The sequence below is a fragment of the Paenibacillus sp. ICGEB2008 genome (assembly GCF_000307675.1).
In the GTDB taxonomy this organism is placed as follows: domain Bacteria; phylum Bacillota; class Bacilli; order Paenibacillales; family Paenibacillaceae; genus Paenibacillus; species Paenibacillus polymyxa.
The window spans coordinates 57,076-81,981 of sequence record NZ_AMQU01000009.1 but is presented as its reverse complement, the minus strand read 5'-3'; the positions used below and the strand labels follow the sequence as shown (position 1 = coordinate 81,981).

Here is a 24,906-nt window from a genome sequence, read left to right as displayed (position 1 = left end):
ATTTTGCAAAAGCTCCAAAACAACTACTGTTTATATGAGCGATCATAATGAAAATTCAATAAAATCCACGTAGGCATCCCAAGTGCCGTCATCACTCGTCAAGGCGAGTTTGATCTCCTGATCTCCAGTAGCGTGAGTAATATTGGACAAGGTTTGGACAGTCGGCGTTTTGCCCGTGAAATTGAAGGAACCTACAGTTACTCCGCCAATAACCAAGTCCACCTTGGCCGTACCAGCATTGCTTGAAGCCCCCCGCACTGAGATATTATGCGTAGAGTTGGCAAAATACTGTGAATATGATACATAGTCAGCATTGGCATACAAAGCGACCCCGTCAAACGGTGCACTGATCTTGCCTGCATAAGTGCCGCCAATCTTCATATTCTCAGCTTCAACCTTGGTTATCGTATCCCCTCCCGTGTTGGGAGTGAACTGCCAGGCATCCAAATTCAACAGATTGCCGCTGCCTGACCCAGTAAACACCAGATAGATGTTGTGAACCCCCGTTGCATTATTGATCGTGGTCTCTACTTCTCTCCAGGTCTGCATACCTCCAGTTGAAGATACTTTCAAGGAGCCGACTAGAGGGCCTGTTTCACTGTCAAGCCGTACTTCAATGTTGCCACCGACATTAGTGGCCACATTAGCTTTGAATGTCTTCGCTCCGGCAGAGCCAAAATCAGCCTTCCCGACAGCGATCCAGTCTCCATTATGGATGTTGGTCACATTCAGATTGCTAATCGGGCCGCCACTGGCTTGTGTGGGTTCGGTCGTAACGCCTGCTTGCCAGGCAATGGTCTCCGCTTCAACTCTGGTATATGGGTTCATATTGGATAGCTGAGCGATTCCTGTCATATTCCCTTGCACCTCAGAGATGCTTCCGTCCTCCTTGTGCACCAGCTTATTAATATGCGGAGAGCGATAGCCTTTTCCAGCTCCAATTTGAGCCTTGCTGACCGTTTGGGCATGGTATACGACATACCATTCATTCTTAAAATTAAATACAGCATGGTGGTTGTTGCCTCCAACGCCGAAGAACGTATACGGATTTTTTAGGAAATGACCTTTATAAGTGAAGGGACCCATCGGGTTGTCGCTAACCATATAACCGATTTCACCTGCAGGGTACTGTTGAGGGTGTGTTCCGGCAAAGTTGATACAGTACGAATAGTAGTATTTGCCGTTGTATTTATGAATACCGGAATCTTCAAACAGGTAAGGAGCGTCTATAGTGGTGGCGCTTCCAATAACGCTGGTCATATCTGCGCCTAATTTGATGACTCTGGCGGTTTTAGGATTTGCAATGGAAGCCGGATCCGACTCATTAGGGATTCCCCCACCGCTATACAGGTATCCCGTGCCATCATCATCTACCAGTACAGCCGGGTCAAAAAGCCAAGTCACGCCAGCCATCCCAGGTGTACTATGTGTCACAAGCGCTTTGCCAAGGGGATCTGTCCAAGGTCCGATAGGCGTGTCTGCTGTTAGGACACCAATACCTGCTCCCCCATTGGCAAAATATAAAAAGAACTTGTCTCTGCCATTTATTTTTTTATGCGCAACTGCTGGAGCCCAAGAGTTAGAGGCCCATCTGGCAATGCCTCTTCCACTGTTTTTGTTGTTGGCACCTGCGACTGGTATCGTTCCGTGATCCGTCCAGTTCACCATGTCTGTAGAGGATATGACCTGGATACGATCCAGCGCACTGAAGTCGTTCTCTTTAATCGATCCATCCTTGTTATACACGTACGTATCACTTGACATGTAAATATACACTCTTCCATCATACACCAATGAATAGGGATCAGCTCCCAATTTATGATCCATTAGAGGATTGGAATTTCCAGGTAGCTTTGCCAGTGGTCGATTGGCAGCATCTACATTTAGCATGGGAAAGACGCTGAGCAATAAAGCGAAGGAAAGAAATAAAACTAGACATTTTCTAATCATAACATAACCTCCGTTTTTTATATGGTCTAAAGCTGAGCTACCCGTAAATTTATCAAGCTTAAGAATATGCTCAGACCTCTACCCGCAAGGAGAACTGACGTAAAGAGTGGTAAGGGATAGAAATAATTTGAAACCGCTTACAAATTATTGTTTGGAAACGCCCTACAAGAGAAGTCAATACTTACTTATCTCTGTCCTTATGCTGTGAACTTCAGTATTAATTGAATAAAGTATAGAATATAAAATATTAAGTACTAATATGTAATTCGATTTATAATAATGGATTTATTTGGAATGATCATACCATACTCTATCAAATATAACAATATCATTCTAATTTAAAAGAGCACACCAAAAGGGATGTAACCTACCGATTTGCTCTGTGAAATACTGACGTTTTTCCGTAACCGTTTAAGTATAATATTTGCCCTGAGTGGGTTGAGTTTGATTGTAGGCGAGCAAATTAAGGGCAGACTGTCTGTTAGGGTTATTGAGCAAAATCCACCCGCTAAATACATCACAATCTAGGCTTGGTCCACCGAAAGTTGAGTTAGGTTATTTCTAAAATCGGGCGCACTCCTCTGTTGGACAGCGCCGATTTACAACCTTGATTAAGGCTAAAGTTGAGTACCGAGCGATGCTGGAGCATAACTCCTTTTGGATTTCCGGTTTATCCAGAGGTATAGATGATGTAGGCTAAATGCTCTGGGCGAGCAATCGCCTGCAGGTTGCTGCTTTCTCCCTGATACAATGCTGCATCCTCAAGAAATATAGCATTGGCATGGCAAGGGTGCTCTTCTGCCAGATCACGACTGGTCAGAAGCACTGCCGCTTTGCTGTCTTCCATCATGTATTCAATACGAGATGACGGAAATTCGGGATCAATCGGCACATAAGCTCCGCCTGCTTTTAGAACGGCCAGCAGACCTACAATCATTTCCACGGAGCGTTGTACCATCAGGCCAACCAGCTTGTCAGGTCCTACTCCCTGTACTTGAAGGATTCGTGCCAATGAATTCGATCGTTCATTCAGTTCCCGATAAGTTAGACTCTGATTTCCAAATACAACCGCTGTCTGATCCGGCGAACGTTCTGTCTGTTCCTCGAATAGCTCATGAATACCCGCATCGTGTGGAAAGCGGACAGCTGTCGCATTAAATACATCCATAATTTGAGTCCGCTCTTCGTCACTCATCAGTGACAACTCCTGAATCCGCTTCTGTGGCCCTTTCACCATATGCTCTACCACACTCACGAATTGGCGAATCATTCGGGCGATCTCCTGCTCGCTGAACAGCTCGGTTCGATAATCCAGTTGCAATACAAGTTTATCGTCATCCAGCATGTCTATCATGGCAATATCGAAGTCGCTCACCGTATCTCCGCAGAAATCAGTATGTACCTGCTGAATGGCTTCATCAAAACGAGAGAAGCTCAGCGTACGGTACTGAATGGTAACGCCAAACAAGCGACCAATATCCGTGCCGCTTTGCTGTTCACGCAAATCCTGCATGATTTTGTTATACGGATAACGCTGATGCCGCAAAATGGACGCCTGCTCCTTGCCAACACCGTGTAGAAAAGTGAGCAACTCGGATTCCGGCTCAACTTGCAGACGTGTAGCCATAGTGCTGACGAACATGCCCATTGTATTTTTTTCCTTCTTTAACGTGCGGTTAGCATACAATGTACCAACGGTTAAATCTTGTTCACCTGTCGTTTTATGTAAAAAAATATACAATGCGGCCAGGAAAAATGTAAAAATACTGATGTTATGCGCCTCGCAAAAAGCCGTGACACCACGATATAATTCGTGCTCCAGTGTATAAACCTCTCGGCGTGCAGCCGTGCTTATCGTGAGCGGATTGTAAGACTTTAAACCTGTAACCTCCGGCAAGTCGGCAAATTTCTCCGTCCAGTACACCTTGTCCTTTTGGTAGCGTTCTGATTGCTCATAGCTTTGCTCCGTCTGAATAAAATCGAGATATGAGTTCGCTGGGACCGGCGTATCTGAACCTGTACCATGTACAATACTCATATAATTCCCCGTAATTTCATTAATGGCCTGCTCCATGGTAACGCCGTCAGAAATAATATGATGCATCTTGAAACTAAACCAGGTGTCTTCTGCCCCCAGCTGCAAAATAACAAATCGATACAACTGCGAATCCAGTAAGGGGAACGGCTGGGCATTATGATGACTCACCCATAGCTCAGCTTCCTCTGGAGTAACCTGAAGGGTTTCTATGCTTTGAGCAGCAAACGGCTCAACATATTGATAGGGAATGCCGTCCCGAACCGTGATTTTGATACGAAAAGAATCGTTTTGTGCAACCACCAGGTTCATTGCCTCCTGCAATGCATCTATGCGAACCGTTCCCTTGATTTTAACAGTGGTAATAATCGTAGATGTGTTGCGATTGGGATACACAAGCTCCGTGTACCAAATACGTTGCTGTGGCTGGCTTAATGTAAACAATTGAACATTGTGCTGAGTCATACGTATCTCTCCTCGCAAAATAGATATGGGTAAAAGTAACTCTGCTTAAATGACCTCCCTTGGCAAGGAACGGCCATGCGAGCCTTTTCTCCGGTATTAAATTGCCAATAGAAGTCAGTAAAAAGCGACCACTCCTGATATACCATTAAGATCTGAGTGCGCATATTTGTTGTAGCAGTTTGATAATTATGCTTTTGCCGCCACACCACGCGACGACAATCGTTACCGTTTCTCCTTCTCCTATCAGGAAGCTGGTACCCTTCAGCCCCCGGAGCTTCGAGAAGCTGGTTTTGATCAAAACAAGTACATCTTCTTTTCTTCGCTCACACTTTCGCAGTGCAAGCTTTTTTTAGTTGGGCAGACATGGTGAAAAAACTCTGACTCTGGATGTATGAATATGTGCATGGAATGGGAACATTTTTGAATTATGCTGTAAGTGCATCTTGGTGGTGGGTTGTAGAACGGTTGCCGCAATGTTAACAACGTAGTGTGTCGTGATGTGTGCTGTCTGAATCTTGGCTTGAGGGTATTGATGCTATGAGACGCATGAGCTACTGCACCGTGGTTAGGAGCGTAATTCTAGGTTGAAGGGGGCAAAAACTCACGATTGCGCTTATGACTTCCTGATTTTGTACATGGATAAAAAAGCGACGGTCATCGAAAGAGCTAGCGAAGTTTCCACGCTGCTAGGAAACGTTTCGCACTCCTCAAAATCTGTGCACAAACGGGCATAATCATTTGAACTAACCGTGCATTTTACAGTACTTCTTCAGGTGTTTTCTGCATCAAATGAAGCTCTTCGGTGAAAGGTTAATCTGAATAAATAGGATTTGTCTTTGGAATACGGAAGATATGGGACAGATTTACCGGAATGATGCTATGGACAGATAATCTTGCAGTCTTGTTTATACAACTGCCATGATTTTTGGATACAGTCAGTGCTCCCTACAGTGTCTACAAAAGAAAACAGCTTATGTACTTATGAAGCCATTTTAGGCAATGCTCTCATGTCCGGTGAAACAAAATAACTGGGTCTTCTCAGTCAGATTGGATCACGATTTTCAAAAGCCAAGACACGACCGAGTCGCCATAAAAATTTCTAACACCCTCTTTCTGTCCATAATATAGCAATAAATCCTTATATATCTTCTTTACTCCCAATACTTTCTAGCTATTTTAAATATACAAACTTTAAAACCGATTAACATGGGACATAAGTTCCAAATTGATAGATTTCATAAAATTAATAAACATCCCATATTATTCTATTATATTTATATCTTTAAATGCAAGAATTGCACTTTTTTATTAAATTGAATACTAAGCATGACAAGTTAATGTGATTTAGAACAAAATTTTTGATTTTATAACCGATAAAATAAAAATGATGTATGCTTGCATGAAACTCCAAACCCCTTGCACCAAAACAAATTTTACATTACATATCATTAACACAAATGTAACAAACCGTTCCCGACACCATCCGACAAATTTCAACTTTTTCAGCGATTATCTTTAACTACCTAAATCATGGTATTTATTTACTCAAGCTGAATTAATTCAAAATTAATAACTCTTCACTTTTTAAATAGATAGTGATTTTTTTAGCTCTTTTGAACTATTTTCCAAGCGGAATTTTCTTTAAATTTTCTCTTGAAATTTCGATTTAGGTTAAATATTCTCTCATTTCAGCTATAAATTTTATTTTTTTATTAATAGAAACGTTTTGATTTTTCATTAAAAGTTTAGATTTTTAGAGAATTTATAACTTTTGGACCATTACTTTTGTAAAATGTATTGACCCGAAAACACAAAATAGCAAGTCTCCATGTGGCAGGAAGACTTGCTATTTTTTTAAGTTTTGGCGACTTGACCTTAAATAATGGAGTGAATATTGACACAGTGGAAGTACCGAACATATTTGTCGTGTGATGGATACTTTGTGCAAATCGAATCGTTTTTGTGCCAAGCTTGTAATGAAACTACCCCCAAGCCAATTTGTATTCGTGCAGCTCCCGATCCCATTCCCATGTTGTTTTATCGCTTCCTAAGCGGTTAACGCAATTTGGTCCAGAATTCCCCACAATAACATTTTTGATTGCTCACAATGATCTATCCCTTCCCTGATCAAGGAAGTGGTTTGAATAAACGGTGCATCCCGAAGCTCATGCGGCCAATTTGCAAGCATTTGCTGGATACAATCAGTGGTAGATTCCAAATGAAACTGCAAACCTAGAACATGTTCTCCATACGCAAAGGCTTGATTCTCACAAGCTTCGGAGTAAATGAGATGCTGGGCCCCATCAGGCAACGTGAACGTATCTCCATGCCAAGCGAATGAAGTGAATTTTTTGGGAATTTTAGCTAACCATGCATGGTATTCTTGCGTCCTGTGGAAGCCATGCCAGCCAATTTCCTTTTCGCGGTTTGGAAATACGGATCCTCCTAAAACCTCCGATATCATCTGAGCCCCTAAACAAATTCCTAGTACTTTTTTCTTCATTTCAATTGCAATTTTTACAAACGCCTTCTCCTCAATAAGCCATGGATGTTCTTTTTCTTGGTAAACACTCATGGGTCCGCCCAAAATCACAAGGAGATCTAATGTTTTAAGCCACTTCTTATCAATACCTTGGGCAGGATCCTGCACGATTAGTTCGTGACCTGCATGTTTGGACCACGAAGCGATTACGGATGGATCGTCAAATGAAAAGTGACGAAATACAACAATCTTACACTCACCCCTCTTGTTGAATAATCATATATTATCTCACTTTTCAGTATTAACAATATGATTATCCCGAATAATGGGATGATAACAAAAAATATAACTATTCCCCATCACTTCCCTGAATAACGAAACAGGAATTGATAAGGCAGATGATGTGCAATGAATAGGTGTTTCTAAGCAAGCCAAACTACCTAACACGTCCTCGATAGCCAAGCTCGTTGGATATGAGGTTAGCATACTTTTTCACCATGTTTGAATACTTTTCGATGTTAACTTCCCCAAATCTTATCGAAGGTCCAGCAACATTCAAGGAACCGATTACGGTGTTCTCGTATGAGAAGATAGGAGCGCCGATTCCTGTGGTTCCCTCCGTTGCCTCGCTTATTGAGATAGCATATCCATTCTGTTTAATCGTCAAAAGTTCTTGTTCGACATCTTTTCGTAAAAATGCTTTTAAAGAAGTAGTCTCACTCCATTCGAAGGAATCCATGATTGTTTTTTGCAGCATCGGGTTCAGAAAAGCCAGAATAACTCGATTAGAGGCTCCTATAAACAATGGCAAACGCAGCCCGATGGGTTCTGATATTTTCAAGACTTGTGGTGAGTCGACAGAATCAATGTAAATTCCTTCAGCATTTTCTCGAACCAATAAATATACAGTCTCCTTTGTTTGTTTCGATATCTCCTCCATAAAAGGTCTTGCGATGGTACGCAACATTAAACTGTCCCACATTAAAAAACCGTACTTCATAATGACAGACCAAGCTTGTAACGTTTCGTCTTTGTATTTTGGGCCACAAAGCCATGTTCCGCTAATGAGGTAAGCAAGCGATGCACGCTCTGCACCGGCATATTTAACGCTTTGCTTATTTCCGTCACACTCATATCTTTCTCAGTGCCTTGCGGAAGCAGCAAATCCAAAATTTGAACAGCCTTAGAAATTACACCAGACAATCTGTTTTCACTCCTCAACTCCAATTTGGACTCATTATACCAAAAAGGTTAGAGAGGATAACATTACAATTGCGATATCTTACAACTGAGTAGTTTATAAAAAAAAACGTGTCTGGGTCGCCCTTTGAAGGGGTCATCCAAACACGTTTCATTTTTACCCTGATATGATATTGATGATTCCTATCGTGTTTCCCTAAAATTGTACTTTTCAGGATACATGTTCAAACTGGCTGTTGTATAAATCGGCATAGAATCCGTTTTTACCTAGCAATTCCTCATGATTACCCGTTTCAATAATGTTACCGTCCTTCATAACCAGAATCAGATCGGCGTTCTTAATCGTTGAGAGACGGTGGGCAATCACAAAGGAGGTTTTCCCAACAGTAAGTCGGTCCATCGCTTGTTGAATCAGTAACTCCGTACGCGTATCGACCGAACTTGTGGCCTCGTCCAGAATGAGCATGGGCGCATCTTCAATCATGGCTCTTGCAATGGTAATCAATTGCTTTTGACCGGCAGAGAGATTAGCTTTGTCGTCTAGCACTGTATCATAACCCTGCGGTAAAGTTTTAAGGAAGCTATGCAGACCCACTGCTCTACATGCGGCTTCTACCTGTTCATCGGTAACATGCTCTTTGGAAAAGACGATATTCTCACGAATCGTTCCTTCAAACAGCCATGTATCCTGCAGTACCATGCAGAATAATTTATGAACATTCTCACGTGTTAATTGGCTGATCGGAGTTCCATCAATATAAATTTCCCCTCCGTTCAGCTCATAGAACCGCATGAGCAAATTCACGAGCGTCGTCTTACCGGCACCTGTAGGGCCAACAATGGCAATTTTCTGACCAGCTTCAGCTTTCATAGAGAAATCTTTGATAATCATATGGTCTTCATTATAACCGAAACGGACATGCTTAAATTCGACATCCCCTTTGGCGTTATCCAGCTTCATGGTCTTGTCGCTCTCATCCACCAATTCTTCTTCACCCAGAAATTCGAATACACGTTCACTAGCAGCTGCCGCCGATTGCAAATTGGTTGCAGCCTGCGCCAACTGTGACAAAGGCTGTGTAAACAGACGAATATACACCATAAAGGCCACGATAGTTCCGATCGTTATAACATGTTGGTTCACCAGCAAAGCGCCCACGATACAGACCGCAACATAACCGAAATTCCCGATGAACATCATAACCGGCATCATCAGGCCAGACATGAACTGGGATTTCCATGCATTTGTATACAAGCGGCCATTAATGCCATGAAACACTTCTTTGGCTGCTTTTTCTCCGTTATATACCTTGACTACGTTATGCCCAGCATAGGTTTCTTCGATATGACCGTTGATCTGGCCAAGCTCTGCTTGCTGTGCTACAAAATATTTCTGTGAATGCTTCATAATTACGGTCATCAGTGAAAAACCGATCAGCGTAGCTACAATCCCAGTAATGGTCATGATCCAGTTCGTATATAGCATCATAATCAATGCACCCACAAAGGTTGCCAGTGCGCTGACAAGCGTGCCGAGACTGTTGTTTAACGTTTGTCCAATCGTATCGACATCATTGGTCACACGGCTAAGCACATTACCATAGCTCGTAGCATCAAAATACTTCAAAGGCATATGATTGATTTTTCGGGACAGCTCTGTCCGCATCTTCTTTGTAAGACGCTGTGACACGGTTACCGTAATGAATCCTTGGAAATAATTAAAGATAAGGCCGAGACCATACAAAACTACCAATACAAGAACAATCTTCTGAACAGCATTCACATCAATCCCTGTTACGATTCCTTCCTGGATCAGGTTGGCAATATCGCTGAGCTTATCTGGACCAATCACGTTGAAGACGGAACCGGCCAGCGCCAGCACCATTGAGAGTATGATCATAGGCATATAGGCCTTGATGTAGGATAAGAGCTGGCGAATGTTCTTTTTAAAATCATTCGCTTTTTTACCAGTTCCCATCCCTTCCGTATGACCTCTACCTATGGGACCTCGCTGTTTCATTTCGATGTGCTTACTGCCGACGGTGTGTTCATTCTTGTCCATGTACGAGTTCCTCCTTCGAAAGCTGCGAATAAGCGATCTCCTGATAGGTGCTGCAATTCGCCATCAGCTCTTCGTGTGTGCCGTTCCCTACAATCTCGCCGTGGTCCAGAACGATAATCCGGTCAGCGTCCTTAATGGTGCCTATGCGCTGAGCAACAATGAGTGTCGTAGCATGGCCGGTTTCTTGTTTAAGCGCCGAGCGCAGAATCCGGTCCGTTCTGTAGTCCAATGCCGAGAAGGAATCATCGAAGACATAAATCTCCGGCTGACGGTAGATGGCACGCGCAATGGACAGACGCTGCTTTTGACCACCGGACACGTTCGCTCCACCTTGTGAAATCCGTCCTTGATACTGACCGTCCATTTTTTCGACAAACTCCGTGCCTTGGGCAATCTCCACGGCTGTTTTGACGAGTTTCTCCGAAGCTTCTGCTCTTCCGTTATCGCCATACGAAACGTTGGATGCCACTGTACCGCTGAAAAGTACGGCTCTCTGTGGGACATACCCGATTTTGTTATGGAGTGTCTGCTGCTTATAGTTTCTGACATTCACGCCATCCACGAGCACCTCTCCCTCAGTCACATCGTAGAAACGAGAAATCAGATTGATTACGCTGGTTTTACCGCTGCCTGTTGCGCCAATAAAGGCAACCGTCTCGCCTTGTTTTGCCGTAAAGCTAATGTTGCGAAGCACAGGCTCCTCCGCATCCGGATATTTAAAGCTGACATTACGGAATTCCACCTGACCCATAACGCCCTCTTCTCCAGCTGTTTCATGCCCGTCAATGATGCGGGATTCGGTATTCAATACCTCCATAATCCGTTTGGCAGAAATCGAAGCTCGAGGCATCAGGAAGAATATCATACTTACCATCATAAAGGCCATGACCACCTGCACCGCATAAGATGAGAATACGACCATATTAGAGAATAGCGAAATGCGGTCCGGCACGGCCGTTCCGTTAATCAGGTAAGCGCCAATCCAATAGATCGAGACACTCAGACCCGACATAATAAAGGTCATGCCCGGACCAACCATTGTCATTAACCGGTTCGCAAACAGGTTTGTATTCATCAATTCGGTATTGGCCTGCCCAAACTTCTCCTCCTGATACTGATCTGCATTATAAGCACGCACTACTCGAAGCCCGGTCAGATGCTCACGTGTTACCCTGTTCAGATTATCAGTGAGACGTTGGATTTTTTGGAAACTGGGGAGAGCAAAAATAACAATGACACTCAGCATCAGGATCAGGACAGCCACAGCCACTCCTGTAGAGGCGGTCCACTGCCAGTTTTTATCTGCGATCTTTGCAATGGCCCACACGGCCAGAATCGGCGCCTTGATGATCACCTGCAACCCCAGCGCAACCACCGTTTGAATTTGGGTAACATCGTTCGTGGAGCGGGTAATAAGGCTGGCTGTTGAAAAGCTGTTCATCTCTTCCATCGAAAAAGATAAGGCCTTGTCAAAGACCATCGCACGCAGGCGCATGGCCAGCCCTGCCGCGACCTTTGCCGCAAAAAATCCGACAATAATAGATGCAATCATACTGCCGACAGCACATAACAGCATATAAATACCGGGAATCAGCAGGTCCGACATCGGCGTTCCTGCAGTTTGCAGCTTGGTTGTAATTTCGGCCATATAATCAGGCAGCTTCAAATCCAGCCACACCTGCACAACGATGAAGGCCAAGCTGCAGAGCACGAACATCCATTCATTTTTCTTGAGATATTTGAATATCTTCAGCATTCTGTTGTTCTCCTTTATCTGAAAATCTTAGGTGTTTGGTGCAATTAACGTATCCTGCATACGTCCTCTACATAGGAATTTAGCTTTTAGAGACAATAAGCTTGATGAGTCGAATAAACTCTTTGGCATCCTGTTCGTCCAGCTTTCGAAGGATTTTCTCGCTCCATGCGACTCCTTCGTTATACCTGTCAATCATAAATTGCTTGCCTAAATCCGTAATGAATACAATCACCTTACGTTTGTCGTTGGCATCCGTACGTCGTACAACCAACCCTTTCTTCTCTAAACTTTTCAGTGCTGTTGCTATCCGTCCCGTACTGACGGACAAGTATTCGCTCAAATGGCCCGAAGTAACCCCGTCCTGATGACTCAAAGCAATGAGAATTCCCATTTCACCACGAGAGAAATGCACTCGTTCCTCTAATGCCGGTTTGCGCGATTTGACGATACACTCGAATAATTCGGTTGCGGATGCTTTATAATCCATTGGTCATACCACCTTCTCTGCATTTATCTTATACTGTAAGATAATAATGATATCTGGATATAAAGTCAATTCGGGAAAATATGGAATGGTTGGAGAAGGATAAATTATTCACAATTGCTACAAATAAAAAAAAGCTGCGATTTTCGCAGCAATAATGTGTTAATGATAGTTTCTCTTATTTATTATCAACTGTTCCTCATGGTGAGAAATCTTTGGACAAGAATACTGGCTTCATCAATGGTTTGTTTTACAGTAGAAGCAGCAGGTTGGTCGTTGGCTAACCGAAGACCCTGGCCCGCCCAAAGTGACATATACTCGGGGCTGTTCGCTTTTGCAGCCGCCTGACGAATGTCCCGGGTCATCGCGTTTTGAATAGGGTAAGCAGGAATTGTTCTCTTTCAATTATAGAAAAACTGGCACCGACGAAATATCGACACCAGTTTTGCCGTACAGCTTTCCCAATATTAGTGGCTTGACTAGGGAAAGGCTAAGTTAAGATTCAACTGAATGAATAAACAAATGTTAAAATGATGCTTTTAGGCAAATTATTGATCAGGTGCTATTCAACAGATCCAAGCCTCCATTGTTGATTATAATTTGATGTATACCGCCATTGCTGGATAGGAACTCCCTCTGCAGTGGATAGGCCTGTGACATCAGCTGGCTTATTGGAAATGACAGGAGTGATGCGATAGTAACCATCTCCTGTAGAGATAAAAGCAAATTTTTGTTGATCTTGGTCAGTACTAGCAGCCAGTTGGAATTTAGCGCCATGATCAAGAGAGCCATTTGTTACCTCAAGTGAACGTCCACTCTGCACATTCTTGATACTGTATTGACCGCCACCTAGATGCGTAACACTCCATTGTTGATTTGCTTCACCTGTATAGGTTGATTTAATTACACTCGTACCTTCTATCGTATTCTCGGTTTCCATGGCCTTGCCATCCAAACGCACAATGAAACGATAAGTACCATCAGAAACATTTCCATCAGGAATGCTTGCCGGATCTCCGCTGCCGGCCGGCCGGGTATAGAGAAGAGTTCCGAAACCAAGTTGGTCAAACGTTGATGGATACTTCAAATTCGGACCACCTTCGGTACCTTCCAAAGCCATTCGGGCAGCAATATTGGGTGCAGACAGACCTTTCCGATTGACATAATGGTTGTAGATCATCGCCCAGATGGGACGCATTTCGCTACGTTTGTCAGGCGATATTCCAGATTGAATATTTACCGCACCGTTTCTTCCTGATCCCCATTCATAAGTTGCAAAGGGTACATCCTCGCCATTGTTGTATTTGGCAACATATTCAGCAGCACGCAGGAAACGATTGTCCGCCCATCCATAAAGATCATCTCCCTGATTCCATGCCATTTCAGCAATTGTTGCCATTAAACCAACGCCTAATTGAGTATGCGCTTGGTCCCTTCCAGACTCTTGCCATTGGGCAAGACCATCAGGATGAAGGAATGGGATGGCATTATAAATGGACCCATTTCCTGCACCATTTTTAAAATATTCAACACCGATATCATAAATATCCTGGCGGTCACAGAATATTCCGATGGCAATGGTGGCAGCCATATTACTTAGATCCCAGTTCGCCCAGTAATTCTGTATATATGAATCATTATGACTATTGCCGTATTCATTGCCAATAAGGAATCTCTCGTTCAATGGTTTGTAAAATACACTAAGAAGCATGTTCTGCATTTGTTCCACATTAAACCCCGGATAATCTCTCATAAGTTCTGCTGCATTAGCCAACTCATACCCATAAATTCCCGCTGCTAAGTAGCGATCAGCATTGCCGGAGATCGTTTTAAGATTAGAAGACCAGGCATTCAAAATATCACGAGCTGTATCTCCATTTGCGGTGTTCCCTGTAATTTTCCAACGAAGTGCATTCTGGTAAGCACGAGCTATATCATTATACAACAGAGCTACATTTTGCTCATTTCCTCCCCGGATAATGATAGAAGTAGCGCGTGGTTTCCATCCAGCCTGTGAAAGTGGGCTGGACAGCAATTGATTCCAACCATCCAAATAGGGTTGTCTGCCTTCATGAATCATCTGCTTCATTCGGTCAAAATCTGCTTTCGTATGTAATAGACCAGGATGAGCAAATCCAGTGGACGCTGCAGCTTTCGGCAATGTTTTCTCAGTGAATCCAAATGCACTTATTACTAGGCAAAAAATAATTGATACTAATAGTGTTCTTTTCAACAATTTACATTCTCCTTATATTAGTGTATTTAAAATAAATCCTCTGCTATTTTTTCTCGATCCCTCCTTTATGTAATTCTCCTTTGAGTTGGTATATATACCTGTTTTTTCTGCGCTATTATGTTTATCGGTACTTCGATGTTTGATAATAGTAATATCTTAAAAAATAGTTCTTTTGAACTGTTAGCTGAAGGATTTGAAAGACAAAAGGTTGTTAACACAAAAAAGCCGCCAATTAGGCGACTTCTTAAATGGTACATGCTCATCAATTTTCTTCATTTTTATTTCCAGTTTCATTGTGGTTATTTCGAAGACTAGGGTTGAGGGCAACTTTGTGCAGACGGTAACCAATTGTACTGGTTGTTCATAACCCTCACAAGGATAGAGACTATCAGATGCTTAATGAATGAAAAAAACGATTTAGATGCTCGGCAAACAATTTAGGATAAGGTATTAGTTCTAACATCTCTACGAATGATCCTGGCCACCTATGAGTCAGCAACAGTGGTCGCTCGGATGTCCCTTCACCTCAAACGTGCACAAAGTGTATGTCGAAGCCGTCCACCTGTTCAATAAACTTTGGGAAACGGTTTAGCCATGCTTCCTGTTCACGCCAAGAGATTGGCGGGGAGCTTTTCACTTACGAGAGAAGGCATCTGAAGCTCAGCCCATTAGGGAGAGAATTAATACCTCTAGCAGAAGATCTACTGGCTACTCATGACCAGATTAGAAATATACGAAGCAACCAGGAGGTTAAAGGCGTTGTAAGGGTGGCTGCACCAGAGTCTTTAACGATTTCTAGATTAAGTCCGATTATTAGGGAGTTCTCTTTAAAATATCCTCATGTCAAATTCATCCTTACCAACGGTACATGTGAACAAAACCAGGTTGACTTAATTAGTGGACGTGTAGATGTGGCTTTGATGGTCTACCCGGAAATACATCCGGAAAAATGCATTCATTATTCTTTGGTCAAGGAGAACATTGTCCTGGTGTGCAACAATGACGGTCCAGACCATTTTGATGAATACAAGCGAGAGAACACCAACCATTGTTTTATTACGAATGAAGAAGGCATTTTAGATAAAGACCAAGAACGCTCAATACCTGACTACGGGTATGTATTGGTGGAGATAATAGCATTAGCTTCCCTATTTCAGAACTGTAGTAATTTCAGTTCCACACCAAGGAGACTTAAGAACCATGAAAATTGTAATTTTATATTTCATCTTGGCTTTGTTAGCATTGTCGATGACCATCTTAATCGATTTACTGTCAGGAATGAGCCTATTTGAAGCATTTCACTCTATCCGGGCGGCCTTCGCCAACACAGCCATACCAGAGGTAATTGTCATGGTGTTTTTTCTATTTCTTCCTTTTGTTAATGTCATTACAGCAGCTGTACGGAAAAGGAGTCTGAGGAAATAACTAAGCTCAACGCTTATCGCTTATCGCAATAGCCCTAATCTTTTACGTACCCGGTGGACAACGAACAACAGAATGGGAATGGCCGTGAATAGAACAGACAGGATATAGCGCAAAAAGAATGCTCCCTCTTCCAAATGCCTTGGATAATTCTCCGCACTGATCAGCGAACCAAACAGAACAACAACACCAACAGGAATGGCCAGTCTTCGGGTATCTTGTACTTTGAATAAGTCCGCAGTCACAGCTATGACGGCGTAACAATAAAGGGTCATTTTAAAGAATACTCCTATAATTAAAGTTAAAATAACAAGAGCATCCAACCGTTGGATAAAATTTGCCAGGTTAACCAGTGTTATCGTTGTGTACATGGGAAAGGTACTTCTCTCATATATATTTTTTCCAAGTACTGAAATTTCGATAGCATGTGTAGAACAAAGCAGGATGCCACTTAAAACGATAGCCGCAATCCCTGTTTTTCGGGACTGACAAGATTTTTGCAGATGAGGGAAAATTGTAGTCATGCAGATCAGCTCGCCAAAAGGGAAAGTTAAAATATTGGGAAAAGCCGACCTAAGAGCCTGCTTCCAATCCACAGCATGCAGCGGAAACAGATTTTTAAAATCAACCAGCCCCGCAGCAATCACGACAAAAAAACATATGAAACCCATGAAAAAAATAACTAACAGATAAATTTCTGACGTTCTAAAAAACACTTCAACCCCCTTATTCAGAATATATGTGACAGCAGTGACCATAATGGCATTGATTATGAATACCGGCGTTTGGTCATAGGAAGCAGCGATCAGCAGGTCACCGGATTCGCGCAAGATTCTGGACCCATTAAACACTAAAACAGGAATGTACAGAAAACTCAATGGCCACCCAATAGTTTTACCCAGGATTTTTTGGGTATATCCGCTGATGATCAGATTAGGATATTGACAGTACAAATCATGAAATATCAGATACAAGAGCACTCCCCCAGGCAAAGCTAGAAGGATCGATAACCATATAGTATGTCCAGTTTCAAGTCCAATGGGAATCACAATGGCTGTTCCTAATTCAAATAAAATAATCATGGCAAACAATTGATTTGTACCAATAACTTCTTTTTTCATCACTTCTGCTCCGCTTCCTTTTAGTTAAATTGGTCCTTATTCATGTACGGCTTTAACCTCATTCCTGTCCCTCGGATATAAGCCTCTACACGAATGTCCAGCTTGCCTTGGGCAAACAAGGAGTCCCACTGCTCTTTTACTGCTTCCCACTCCTTCGGACGGAGACGTTTCAGTTCATTGCCAAAACCAAAAATGTCACTTTTTAACCGCTGAGCTGCTTGTATGGACTGGATTACTTCTTCTTTCGTATGCTTGGCCAATTGCTCTTCCAACTTCATGATCTCATCCGCACTACTGAAGTCTACAAATCCCCGTGTTTCGTTCACTTTTCCTTCCTCTTGAATGTGAACATGAAAAACGGGTATCCCCTCCTGAAGCTCCACGTTTATATCCGTTTTGGAATAATTTATATGGACTGCGACCGATGCTTCCATATTTTCTGTATCAATGTTGACTATGGTTTGATCTATCTTGTTCTGAACCCATAATGTACCCTTGGCCTCGGAGCCTTCCAGCCACGCTGTTAGTTTCCCTTTTTTGAACACTCCAAGCCCATTTATTGAGAGAATAGCCTTCACTTCCGTCTGTTCCAAACTTGCTTTCTTCTTGCCTTCTTCCCTGTCTCCGATAATTCGGATGCCACTAATAGCCACTTCTCCTTCCCCAGTGATTTCATTAATTAATTCAAAAATATTGATATTCTTGTTTTCTCCCCATATTTTCGCCGTGTTTTTAGCTTTCTTGACCATGCCTATCGCAGGCAGACTCTCTATAGGTAGCAGGATTTTCAGAACAGCATTAGCATCAACACCTCTTGAAACCAGAACAGTAGAGTTCAACCTAAGCTCGTGAGACCTTTCAAACACATCAAAAATCTCATTTATTCCACTTCTAGCGAACGCTTCCCCGATAACAACAAGCTGCGTGTGAGCAAAAAACAACTGTCTTGCTGTCTTTTTTGATGTTTTGCGAAATGCGCCAAATAAAGTCCTGTCCGTCGTAGAATAGACCGTAGTGGTAGATTGTCCTGTATTTGCGCCCGTACTTGTGGCCGTCGACGAAGGATTCACAATTTGAAAAGTGACCTCATATTCCTCTTTATCTGGGGCTTTATCGATTCCAATGCCGGTTACGATCGCCAGTTCATTTAGTTCCCGTCTGTTCCAGCAACTTGTCAGCAGCATAATTATAAGGATACAAAGTATGATTCGCAGCAGCCCTTTATCCTTCATTCGGCTTGCCCCCCTCTTTACCTAATACGTTTATTGTGCTTTTTCTGACTGATTAAGCGCGGTCGGGTCTTCATGAATTGGAAGGGTAATCGGAAGAAGGCATCATGCTGATTCTGGGCTATAAACGGACCCATAGGAGACATATATGGAACCCCCAAGGAGCTTAGACTACACATATGCGCAATCATTATAAAGCTAAATACACACACGCCGTAGAGCCCCATAAATGCCGCTATGAACATAATGACGAATCGAAGAATTCGCACCGAAAGAGCCATGTTGAACGCCGGGGTGGCAAGACTGGAAATACCTGTGAGAGAGACAGCGATGACTATGGCTGGAGTAACAATGCCTGCCTGCACCGCTGCCTGCCCAATTACCAACCCTCCGATAATCGATACTGTCTGTCCAATTGGGCTAGGCATTCGAACGCCAGCTTCACGGATAATCTCAAACGTCACTTCAAGCAGGAGTATCTCAATAAAAGTAGGGAAGGGTACATTTTCTCTCTGGGAGGCCAGATTAATCAACAGCGGGGTCGGGATCATTTCCTGATGAAAGTTCAGAGCTGCCACAAACAGACCGGGGCCTAACAAAGAAATCGCCAGACACATAAATCTCAATAACCGGATCAAGGATGAGATGTCATATCGCTGGTAGTAATCTTCAACTGCATGAAAAAACATAAAAAAGGTAGTAGGCGCAATCAGCACGAAGGGCGTTCCATCAACAAAAATGGCAATTCGCCCCTCCAGCAGATTACCTGCTACACTGTCCGGACGCTCGGTATTATAGAGTGTTGGAAAAGGTGAATATTTGTTTTCTTCAATTAGCTGCTCTATGTACCCTGATTCCAAAATGGAATCGATATGGATACCCTGTAACTTTTGCTTTAGGTTCTGTATCGTCGATTCTTTTGCGATGCCGTTTATGTACATGATAGCCACATCGGTTTGGGTAACAGCACCGATTTTCATCGTTTCAATCCATAGATTGACGTTTTTTATTCTCCGGCGGACCAGGGAGAGATTTGTCCCAATGGATTCCGTAAAACTTTCTTTGGAACCGCGGATGGCTACCTGGGTAGAAGCCTCTGTGACCGCTCTGACCTCGCCCCCGCTGGTGTTCCCGCTAATTGCTTTGGCCAGTCCATCCACTAGAATTATCGTATTTCCAGATAAAAGGGCTTCAAAAAGCTCCTTCCAGTCATTAAGTACTTTTTCTTCACCGATACTCAAGGCTTTGTCTTTCATAAATTGATAAATTCCGCTTACCGATTTGACTTCCGGACCTCCCCAGTTGGGAGTGTCAAAGGCCATAATGTGCGTAATAAACTCATCGACGATGTTTTTATCATTTAAACCGTTAAAATATACAGCTGCCACCTCTATATGTGAAGTTACCAGCTCAAATTTACGAATAATAATATCAGGGCTGTTTCCAAGCCGGGACCTGATTTCCTTCAAGTTGTTTGCTAAATTCATGGAGATCAAGGGGTCTTCATTACTGGGCATCATCTACACCTCCTGCCCATACTATTTGCTGTCCAAACCTGTTTTATGCAGTATATGGGAATTTTATTATCGGTAATCAGGCCGCTGCTAGATTTTTACTCCTGTATGCCAAAAAGATTACAGTATGTTCACCTTTAATACTCTGAAATATGCTGAAAGAAAAAGAGAGTAGCTGAGAACAAAAATCAAAACTTGTATCATTACCGTACTTCCTTACCCTCAACATTACAAAAATTGACATTTCGGATGAAAATAAGTAGTATAATTAGAAAGATTTATACAAAAAAAGAACCCTTTCCTCATTCTCCTCTATTCAAATTCCTAATTCTATCTATCCTATTTTAAGGAGTGAAAATGCTATGCGCGCACGAATGGTAAAAGCGAATACAAGGAATGTAATCGGTAGCTATTGCAAATGGATCGCGGCTGGGATGATTGTAACTCTCACGGGATGCTCGCTTGCATCCGCCGCTCCTTCACCCTCACTCTCATCCTCAAGTAAAACTAGTGAATCTACCTCCTCCCTGGTTACATTTCAATTGCAAGAGGCTACGATTGCTCAGATGCAGGACGCGATGAAGTCAGGAGCACTGTCGAGTGTCGAGCTCACAGCCATGTACCTCAACCGGGTATACGCCTATGATTCTAGTGGCATTCGGCTGAATTCAATCCCTGTTCTAAATCCCGATGTGCTAAAAGAAGCTGCTCAGGCTGATCAGCTAAGGGCACAGGGGATTAATACCGGGCCTCTGCAAGGCATTCCCTACACAGTTAAAGACAGTTACAAGGTTAAAGGACTCACTGTTGCTTCTGGATCTCCGGCTTTTAAAAACCTGATGGCAAAAGATGATGCCTTTACTGTAGAGAAGATACGCAAATCCGGTGGAGTGCTAATTGGTAAAACCAACATGCCGCCAATGGCAGCAGGAGGAATGCAAAGAGGCGTTTATGGCCGTGCTGAAAGTCCGTACAATCCAAATTATTTGGCTGCAGCCTGGTACTCTGGCTCCTCTAACGGATCTGGCGTGTCAACAGCCGCCAACCTTGCTGCCTTTGGTATGGGGGAAGAAACAGTATCTTCTGGAAGATCACCAGCATCTAACAATGGTTTAATTGCCTACACGCCATCGCGGGGCTTAATCTCCATTCGGGGGAATTGGCCGCTTTTTCCTATACGGGATGTCGTGGTCCCACATACAAGGACTGTCGAGGACATGCTCCGCTTGCTTGACGTGATTGTTGTAGAGGATAAAATCACAAAAGGTGATTTCTGGCGAGAACAGAAAGCCGTTCGCCTCCCTTCTGTCAACAGTGTTCGTCCCAATTCCTATCTAGAGCTGCGAGATACTCAAGCTTTGAAAGGCAAACGAATCGGTGTTCCGAAAATCTATATCGGTAAGGACCATGAAACCACAACTCCGATTAAATTCAGACCTTCAATACAAGCATTATGGGAAAAAGCTGTAAAGGATTTAACAGCTCTTGGAGCTGAAGTTGTGGAAGTTGACTTCCCTTTGCAAGTGAACAGCGAGAAGGACCGACCAACAGCGAAAACACCTGAAGAACGTGGTTTGATGCCGGCAAAATGGAGTGAAAAGGAATTCGGGCTGCTTAATCCTTATGCAGCTGAGGAATTTCTTAAAAGTGTGGGCGATCCGAATTTCCCGTCATGGGCTAATATCGACCCTGCAACTGTCTTCCCGAATCCGCCCGGTTCGGTAGATGCCAAACGTGGCAGAGACCTTGGTCACTATGACGTATTCATTGAAACTATAAAGAAAGGCGTCACCCCTTTCGAACAAATTCCTCAGTTTCATAAAGGGTTGCGGGGGCTGGAAAATGTACGAAAGATAGATTTTGAAAATTGGATGAAGCAAAACAACCTTGATTTTATTGCTTTCCCGGCCAATTCGAATATTGGCAAGGCTGATTCTGATGTGAATGAAACGTCTTATGAGGAGGCTTGGGAGAATGGCAACTATTTCTCCAATACGAATTTCCTTCTACGCGAGTACGGGATCCCAAGTGTGTCTGTGAGTATGGGCGCAATGAAGGATACGGGTATGCCCGTCAATCTGACGATGGCAGGTGCTGCATATAGCGATAATGACCTGCTTCGATACGCTTATTCCTATGAGCAGGCAACCAAAAACCGTCCTATTGCAACACGCACGCCAGCGCTTGAGGATGAAACCTTTTCCTATAACCCGCAAACTGCTCTTCCACCCTCTAAACGCAAGGAAACAGGAGCCCCTGCACTTAAGTTGAATGCTTCGGTCAAAAACGATGTTCTCGCTTTGGAAGGTTCAGTCACAGATCAAAGCGAAATCGCGCAGCTCAAAGTTTATGTCAATGGCATGCGTGTCGCTATTACAGAAGATAAAGCTAATTGGTCAGCAGCGCTCCCAACTACTAAATTCAAGCAGGGTGGCGCCTCCCAAGCCGATACACTGCATATTCTCGTGCTGGCGAAGGATATTTACGGAAATACCGCAGCTCAAATCAAGTCTGTCACTTTACCCCAATGACGAAGGACATCATGGTCTTAGCAACGGGATCATTGAGCTGGGCAGGCTGGAGGTTGGTCAGATGAAGCTGTAACTTCCAGCTCTTTGAATTAAATATTTAAATTAGCAAGCTCCCTCGCTGCTTTCGCAGTATAGGGAGTTTTTCTTCAAATCCCATCATTATTCAGCTTACCTGCTTCAGTCCAACCGCTGAACTGAGTACTATCGCAATGAATAAAATTCTCGTGGTATTACGCGGTTCACCATAAAGGATCATATCCAGTATGGCCCCGACCAAAGCTCCAATACCAGTTTTTGATAACGCTGCAAATGTAGTGCGGAACTAAAGCAGTAATGAAAAAAAAGCCTGAGATCATACTGCATACAGCAGTTTTTCTCCCAGGCTCTTATCCCTCCGTGACACAGTGCAACGACTGTGAGTTTTCTCTCGGACCAGCCGATATGACATCGCGGAACCCTAGAAAACATTTTTAAATTCAATTATAGTATCATTGATTTGGTCATTATGAAATCAATTTGTTCTTCATCCCCCATATAAAAAGAGTGTGTACCCGTTTGAACAAACCCCATTTTCTTATAAAAAGCAATGGCATTTTCATTTTTTTCCCATACACCGAGCCAAACCTTCTTTTTATGATGTCCCAGTGCAATTTCCATAGCTTTATTTAACATATATTTACCAAGCCCATGTTTTTGAAATTTGTTTTTGATATAAATCCTCTCAACTTCGAGTGACTCATCACCCATTTTTTCGGATTGGGCATCATTTATATTGATCTTCAAATATCCGGCAAGTTCTTCATTGAAATAGATGAAAAAGATTTCTGAAGAGACATTAGCCAATTCCTTATCCAGCTGTTTCAAGTTAAATGCTCTTTCCAGATAGGCTTGCATATTTTCAGGTGAATTTTGATCTTTAAAAGTATCGTTGAAGGTTTCAATGCTTATTTCTTGGAGTATTTGTACATCTTCACGGCTGCATTTGATCATTTTCACATTCATGATAACTATATCGCTCCTTCATATAAATCAATTAATAATTTCTTTTGTTCCCTTTTTTCACGAATTCCCATTCATCACTTATATTTTTTCTTACTCTTTGAAGAAGAGTAAAAATAGTGTTTACTTCACTTTCCGAAAATCCCGCTAATGCAACTTGATCCGAATAATCATGTTCTCTTTTTATGAAAGGATAAACACTGTTTCCTTTTTCTGTTGGAAAGAGTTTATTAATTTTTTTGTTATGCTGATCCTCTTTCTTTTCAATAAAACCATTAATTACAAGTTTTTGGATAGCGCGAGATGCTGTTGTTCGATCTACTTTTATCATCTCAGCTAACTTTTCTTGAATAATTCCTGGGTTTTCACATATTCGTACAAGGTATAAATACTGTCCTTTTGTAAGGTCATATTCTTTGAATTCAATATTACTGATAGAATCTAATGCCCTTGCTATCATTCCAATTTCACGAAGTACTTCCTTCATAATGAACTCCTTTGCCCCTATTTTGTTGCAAATGCAATAAACATAGTATATATTTAATCTACCCTAATTTTGTTGCATTTGCAACTTTAAATTATAATAAAGAGGTCGAGTAAAGTGAAATATGTTTTTTTTGTAATAGGAATTTTTATATTATCCCTTGGTATTTCTTTCACTATACAATCAGACCTTGGGACATCACCTTTTGATGCACTATTGGTAGGACTATCCACAAATGTGGGGCTTACTGTAGGAAGTTGGGAAATCATAATGGCTTTAATCTTGATCTGTTGTAATTCACTTTTAAAAAGACAAAGACCAGAAGTTTTGGGGTTGTTAACAGCATTTATAACGGGGATTGGTATTGATATGTGGCTTTTTTTATTGCAGGATTTAATAACACCTGAACTATGGTACAGCAAAGTTGTTTGTTTTGGAATTGGTTTAGTTATTGTGGGATTAGGAACTGCAACCTATTTACAGACAAACTTTGCACCCATTCCAGTTGACCGATTAACCATAATCATACAAGAATTAACTGGAAAAAATCTATTTTTTTCGAGAACATTCATTTACCTTATCTTCCTGATCATAGCATTCATTTTAAATGGACCCATTGGCATTGGAACTTTGTTAACTGTTTGTTTAGGGGGGGTAATACTCAATTATTTCATGCCCCTCACTGGAAAAGTATTAGACCGCATATTAACACACTCTGGTACATCACCAAATCATGATAAAGATAAAAAGCATTCAACTAACCTGATCTGAAGGCATAATATCATTACATTAATTTCAATACAGAATCTTTGTTTTCAGTTTTAAGTTTCTCTAAAAGAATTGGTACAGTTATTTGTCTCTTAATTGGTACTTTAATTGTGCCTAATTCATTTTTATAATGTGTTTGTATTTTGAAGGTCAATTCATAAAGGAGTG

General features: G+C 42.3%; 18 protein-coding genes, 2 pseudogenes and 1 riboswitch. Of the genes and pseudogenes, 3 read left to right on the top strand and 17 right to left on the bottom strand.

Translation table 11 applies throughout. The features are described from left to right. Window positions 1-42: 42 nt before the first annotated feature. From C400_RS0110390 to C400_RS28700, 11 genes and pseudogenes are all read right to left on the bottom strand, one after another. The gene (locus C400_RS0110390; RefSeq protein WP_017426918.1) at window positions 43-1,950 is read right to left on the bottom strand and encodes a carbohydrate-binding protein; all 1,908 of its coding nucleotides are present in this window, start codon (window positions 1,948-1,950) and stop codon (window positions 43-45) included. A gap of 670 nt (window positions 1,951-2,620) precedes the next feature. Then, window positions 2,621-4,450: a condensation domain-containing protein gene (locus tag C400_RS0110385; protein WP_017426917.1), complete on the bottom strand. Its 1,830-nt coding sequence runs from the start codon at window positions 4,448-4,450 to the stop codon at window positions 2,621-2,623. 2,047 nt (window positions 4,451-6,497) lie between these two features. After that, entirely contained in the window at window positions 6,498-7,100 is a 603-nt protein-coding gene (locus C400_RS0110375) for a type 1 glutamine amidotransferase (RefSeq protein ID WP_017426915.1), read from the bottom strand. Between the two features lie 268 nt (window positions 7,101-7,368). Continuing rightward, window positions 7,369-7,932 (bottom strand): IclR family transcriptional regulator, encoded by a 564-nt coding sequence (locus tag C400_RS0110370; RefSeq protein WP_232795343.1) that lies wholly within the window; start codon window positions 7,930-7,932, stop codon window positions 7,369-7,371. Beyond that, the gene (locus C400_RS27710) at window positions 7,929-8,135 is read right to left on the bottom strand and encodes a helix-turn-helix domain-containing protein (RefSeq protein ID WP_017426913.1); all 207 of its coding nucleotides are present in this window, start codon (window positions 8,133-8,135) and stop codon (window positions 7,929-7,931) included. The genes C400_RS0110370 and C400_RS27710 overlap by 4 nt, the downstream gene beginning before the upstream one ends. Window positions 8,136-8,343: 208 nt before the next feature. Continuing rightward, entirely contained in the window at window positions 8,344-10,194 is a 1,851-nt protein-coding gene (locus C400_RS0110365) for an ABC transporter ATP-binding protein (protein ID WP_017426912.1), read from the bottom strand. Continuing rightward, window positions 10,181-11,950 (bottom strand): ABC transporter ATP-binding protein, encoded by a 1,770-nt coding sequence (locus C400_RS0110360; RefSeq protein ID WP_017426911.1) that lies wholly within the window; start codon window positions 11,948-11,950, stop codon window positions 10,181-10,183. The genes C400_RS0110365 and C400_RS0110360 overlap by 14 nt, the downstream gene beginning before the upstream one ends. Before the next feature lie 79 nt (window positions 11,951-12,029). Next, the gene (locus C400_RS0110355; RefSeq protein WP_017426910.1) at window positions 12,030-12,437 is read right to left on the bottom strand and encodes a MarR family winged helix-turn-helix transcriptional regulator; all 408 of its coding nucleotides are present in this window, start codon (window positions 12,435-12,437) and stop codon (window positions 12,030-12,032) included. Window positions 12,438-12,622: 185 nt separating this feature from the next. Beyond that, on the bottom strand, window positions 12,623-12,799 hold the full coding sequence (locus C400_RS27705; RefSeq protein WP_016818803.1) for a hypothetical protein: 177 nt from the start codon (window positions 12,797-12,799) through the stop codon (window positions 12,623-12,625). Window positions 12,800-12,996: 197 nt separating this feature from the next. Further along, entirely contained in the window at window positions 12,997-14,670 is a 1,674-nt protein-coding gene (locus C400_RS0110345; RefSeq protein ID WP_017426909.1) for an RICIN domain-containing protein, read from the bottom strand. Window positions 14,671-15,196: 526 nt separating this feature from the next. Continuing rightward, window positions 15,197-15,247 (bottom strand): annotated as a pseudogene (locus C400_RS28700) (hypothetical protein); the annotation flags it as partial. Between C400_RS28700 and C400_RS26755 the strand changes: the two are divergent. Then, window positions 15,240-15,962, top strand: a complete 723-nt coding sequence (locus C400_RS26755) for a LysR family transcriptional regulator (RefSeq protein WP_250264500.1) — start codon at window positions 15,240-15,242, stop codon at window positions 15,960-15,962. The pseudogene C400_RS28700 and the gene C400_RS26755 overlap by 8 nt on opposite strands. A gap of 153 nt (window positions 15,963-16,115) precedes the next feature. Here C400_RS26755 and C400_RS0110335 read toward each other — a convergent pair whose 3' ends face one another. Genes C400_RS0110335 through C400_RS0110325 form a run of 3 tightly spaced genes read right to left on the bottom strand, consistent with a single transcriptional unit; the run spans window position 16,116 to window position 19,959 of the window. Continuing rightward, window positions 16,116-17,213, bottom strand: a complete 1,098-nt coding sequence (locus C400_RS0110335; RefSeq protein ID WP_016818800.1) for a GerAB/ArcD/ProY family transporter — start codon at window positions 17,211-17,213, stop codon at window positions 16,116-16,118. 20 nt (window positions 17,214-17,233) lie between these two features. Next, on the bottom strand, window positions 17,234-18,445 hold the full coding sequence (locus C400_RS0110330) for a Ger(x)C family spore germination protein (RefSeq protein WP_017426908.1): 1,212 nt from the start codon (window positions 18,443-18,445) through the stop codon (window positions 17,234-17,236). A gap of 17 nt (window positions 18,446-18,462) precedes the next feature. Then, a complete protein-coding gene (locus C400_RS0110325; protein ID WP_016818798.1) occupies window positions 18,463-19,959 on the bottom strand; it encodes a spore germination protein in 1,497 nt (498 codons plus the stop codon). 359 nt (window positions 19,960-20,318) lie between these two features. Between C400_RS0110325 and C400_RS0110320 the strand changes: the two genes are divergently transcribed. Continuing rightward, window positions 20,319-22,487 carry an amidase gene (locus C400_RS0110320; RefSeq protein WP_017426907.1) on the top strand — a complete coding sequence of 723 codons (2,169 nt, stop codon included), beginning with the start codon at window positions 20,319-20,321 and terminating at the stop codon, window positions 22,485-22,487. Between the two features lie 163 nt (window positions 22,488-22,650). Here C400_RS0110320 and C400_RS27700 read toward each other — a convergent pair. From C400_RS27700 to C400_RS0110310, 3 genes and pseudogenes are all read right to left on the bottom strand, one after another. Further along, a pseudogene (locus tag C400_RS27700) lies at window positions 22,651-22,779 on the bottom strand (QacE family quaternary ammonium compound efflux SMR transporter); the annotation flags it as partial. A gap of 81 nt (window positions 22,780-22,860) precedes the next feature. Then, window positions 22,861-22,959, bottom strand: a riboswitch (guanidine-I (ykkC/yxkD leader). Window positions 22,960-22,967: 8 nt separating this feature from the next. After that, a complete protein-coding gene (locus C400_RS0110315; RefSeq protein ID WP_017426906.1) occupies window positions 22,968-23,489 on the bottom strand; it encodes a GNAT family N-acetyltransferase in 522 nt (173 codons plus the stop codon). A 31-nt stretch (window positions 23,490-23,520) separates the two neighbouring features. Then, on the bottom strand, window positions 23,521-23,973 hold the full coding sequence (locus C400_RS0110310; RefSeq protein ID WP_017426905.1) for a MarR family winged helix-turn-helix transcriptional regulator: 453 nt from the start codon (window positions 23,971-23,973) through the stop codon (window positions 23,521-23,523). Window positions 23,974-24,087: 114 nt separating this feature from the next. Between C400_RS0110310 and C400_RS0110305 the strand changes: the two genes are divergently transcribed. Further along, on the top strand, window positions 24,088-24,741 hold the full coding sequence (locus C400_RS0110305) for a YczE/YyaS/YitT family protein (protein ID WP_017426904.1): 654 nt from the start codon (window positions 24,088-24,090) through the stop codon (window positions 24,739-24,741). Window positions 24,742-24,906 lie beyond the last annotated feature (165 nt).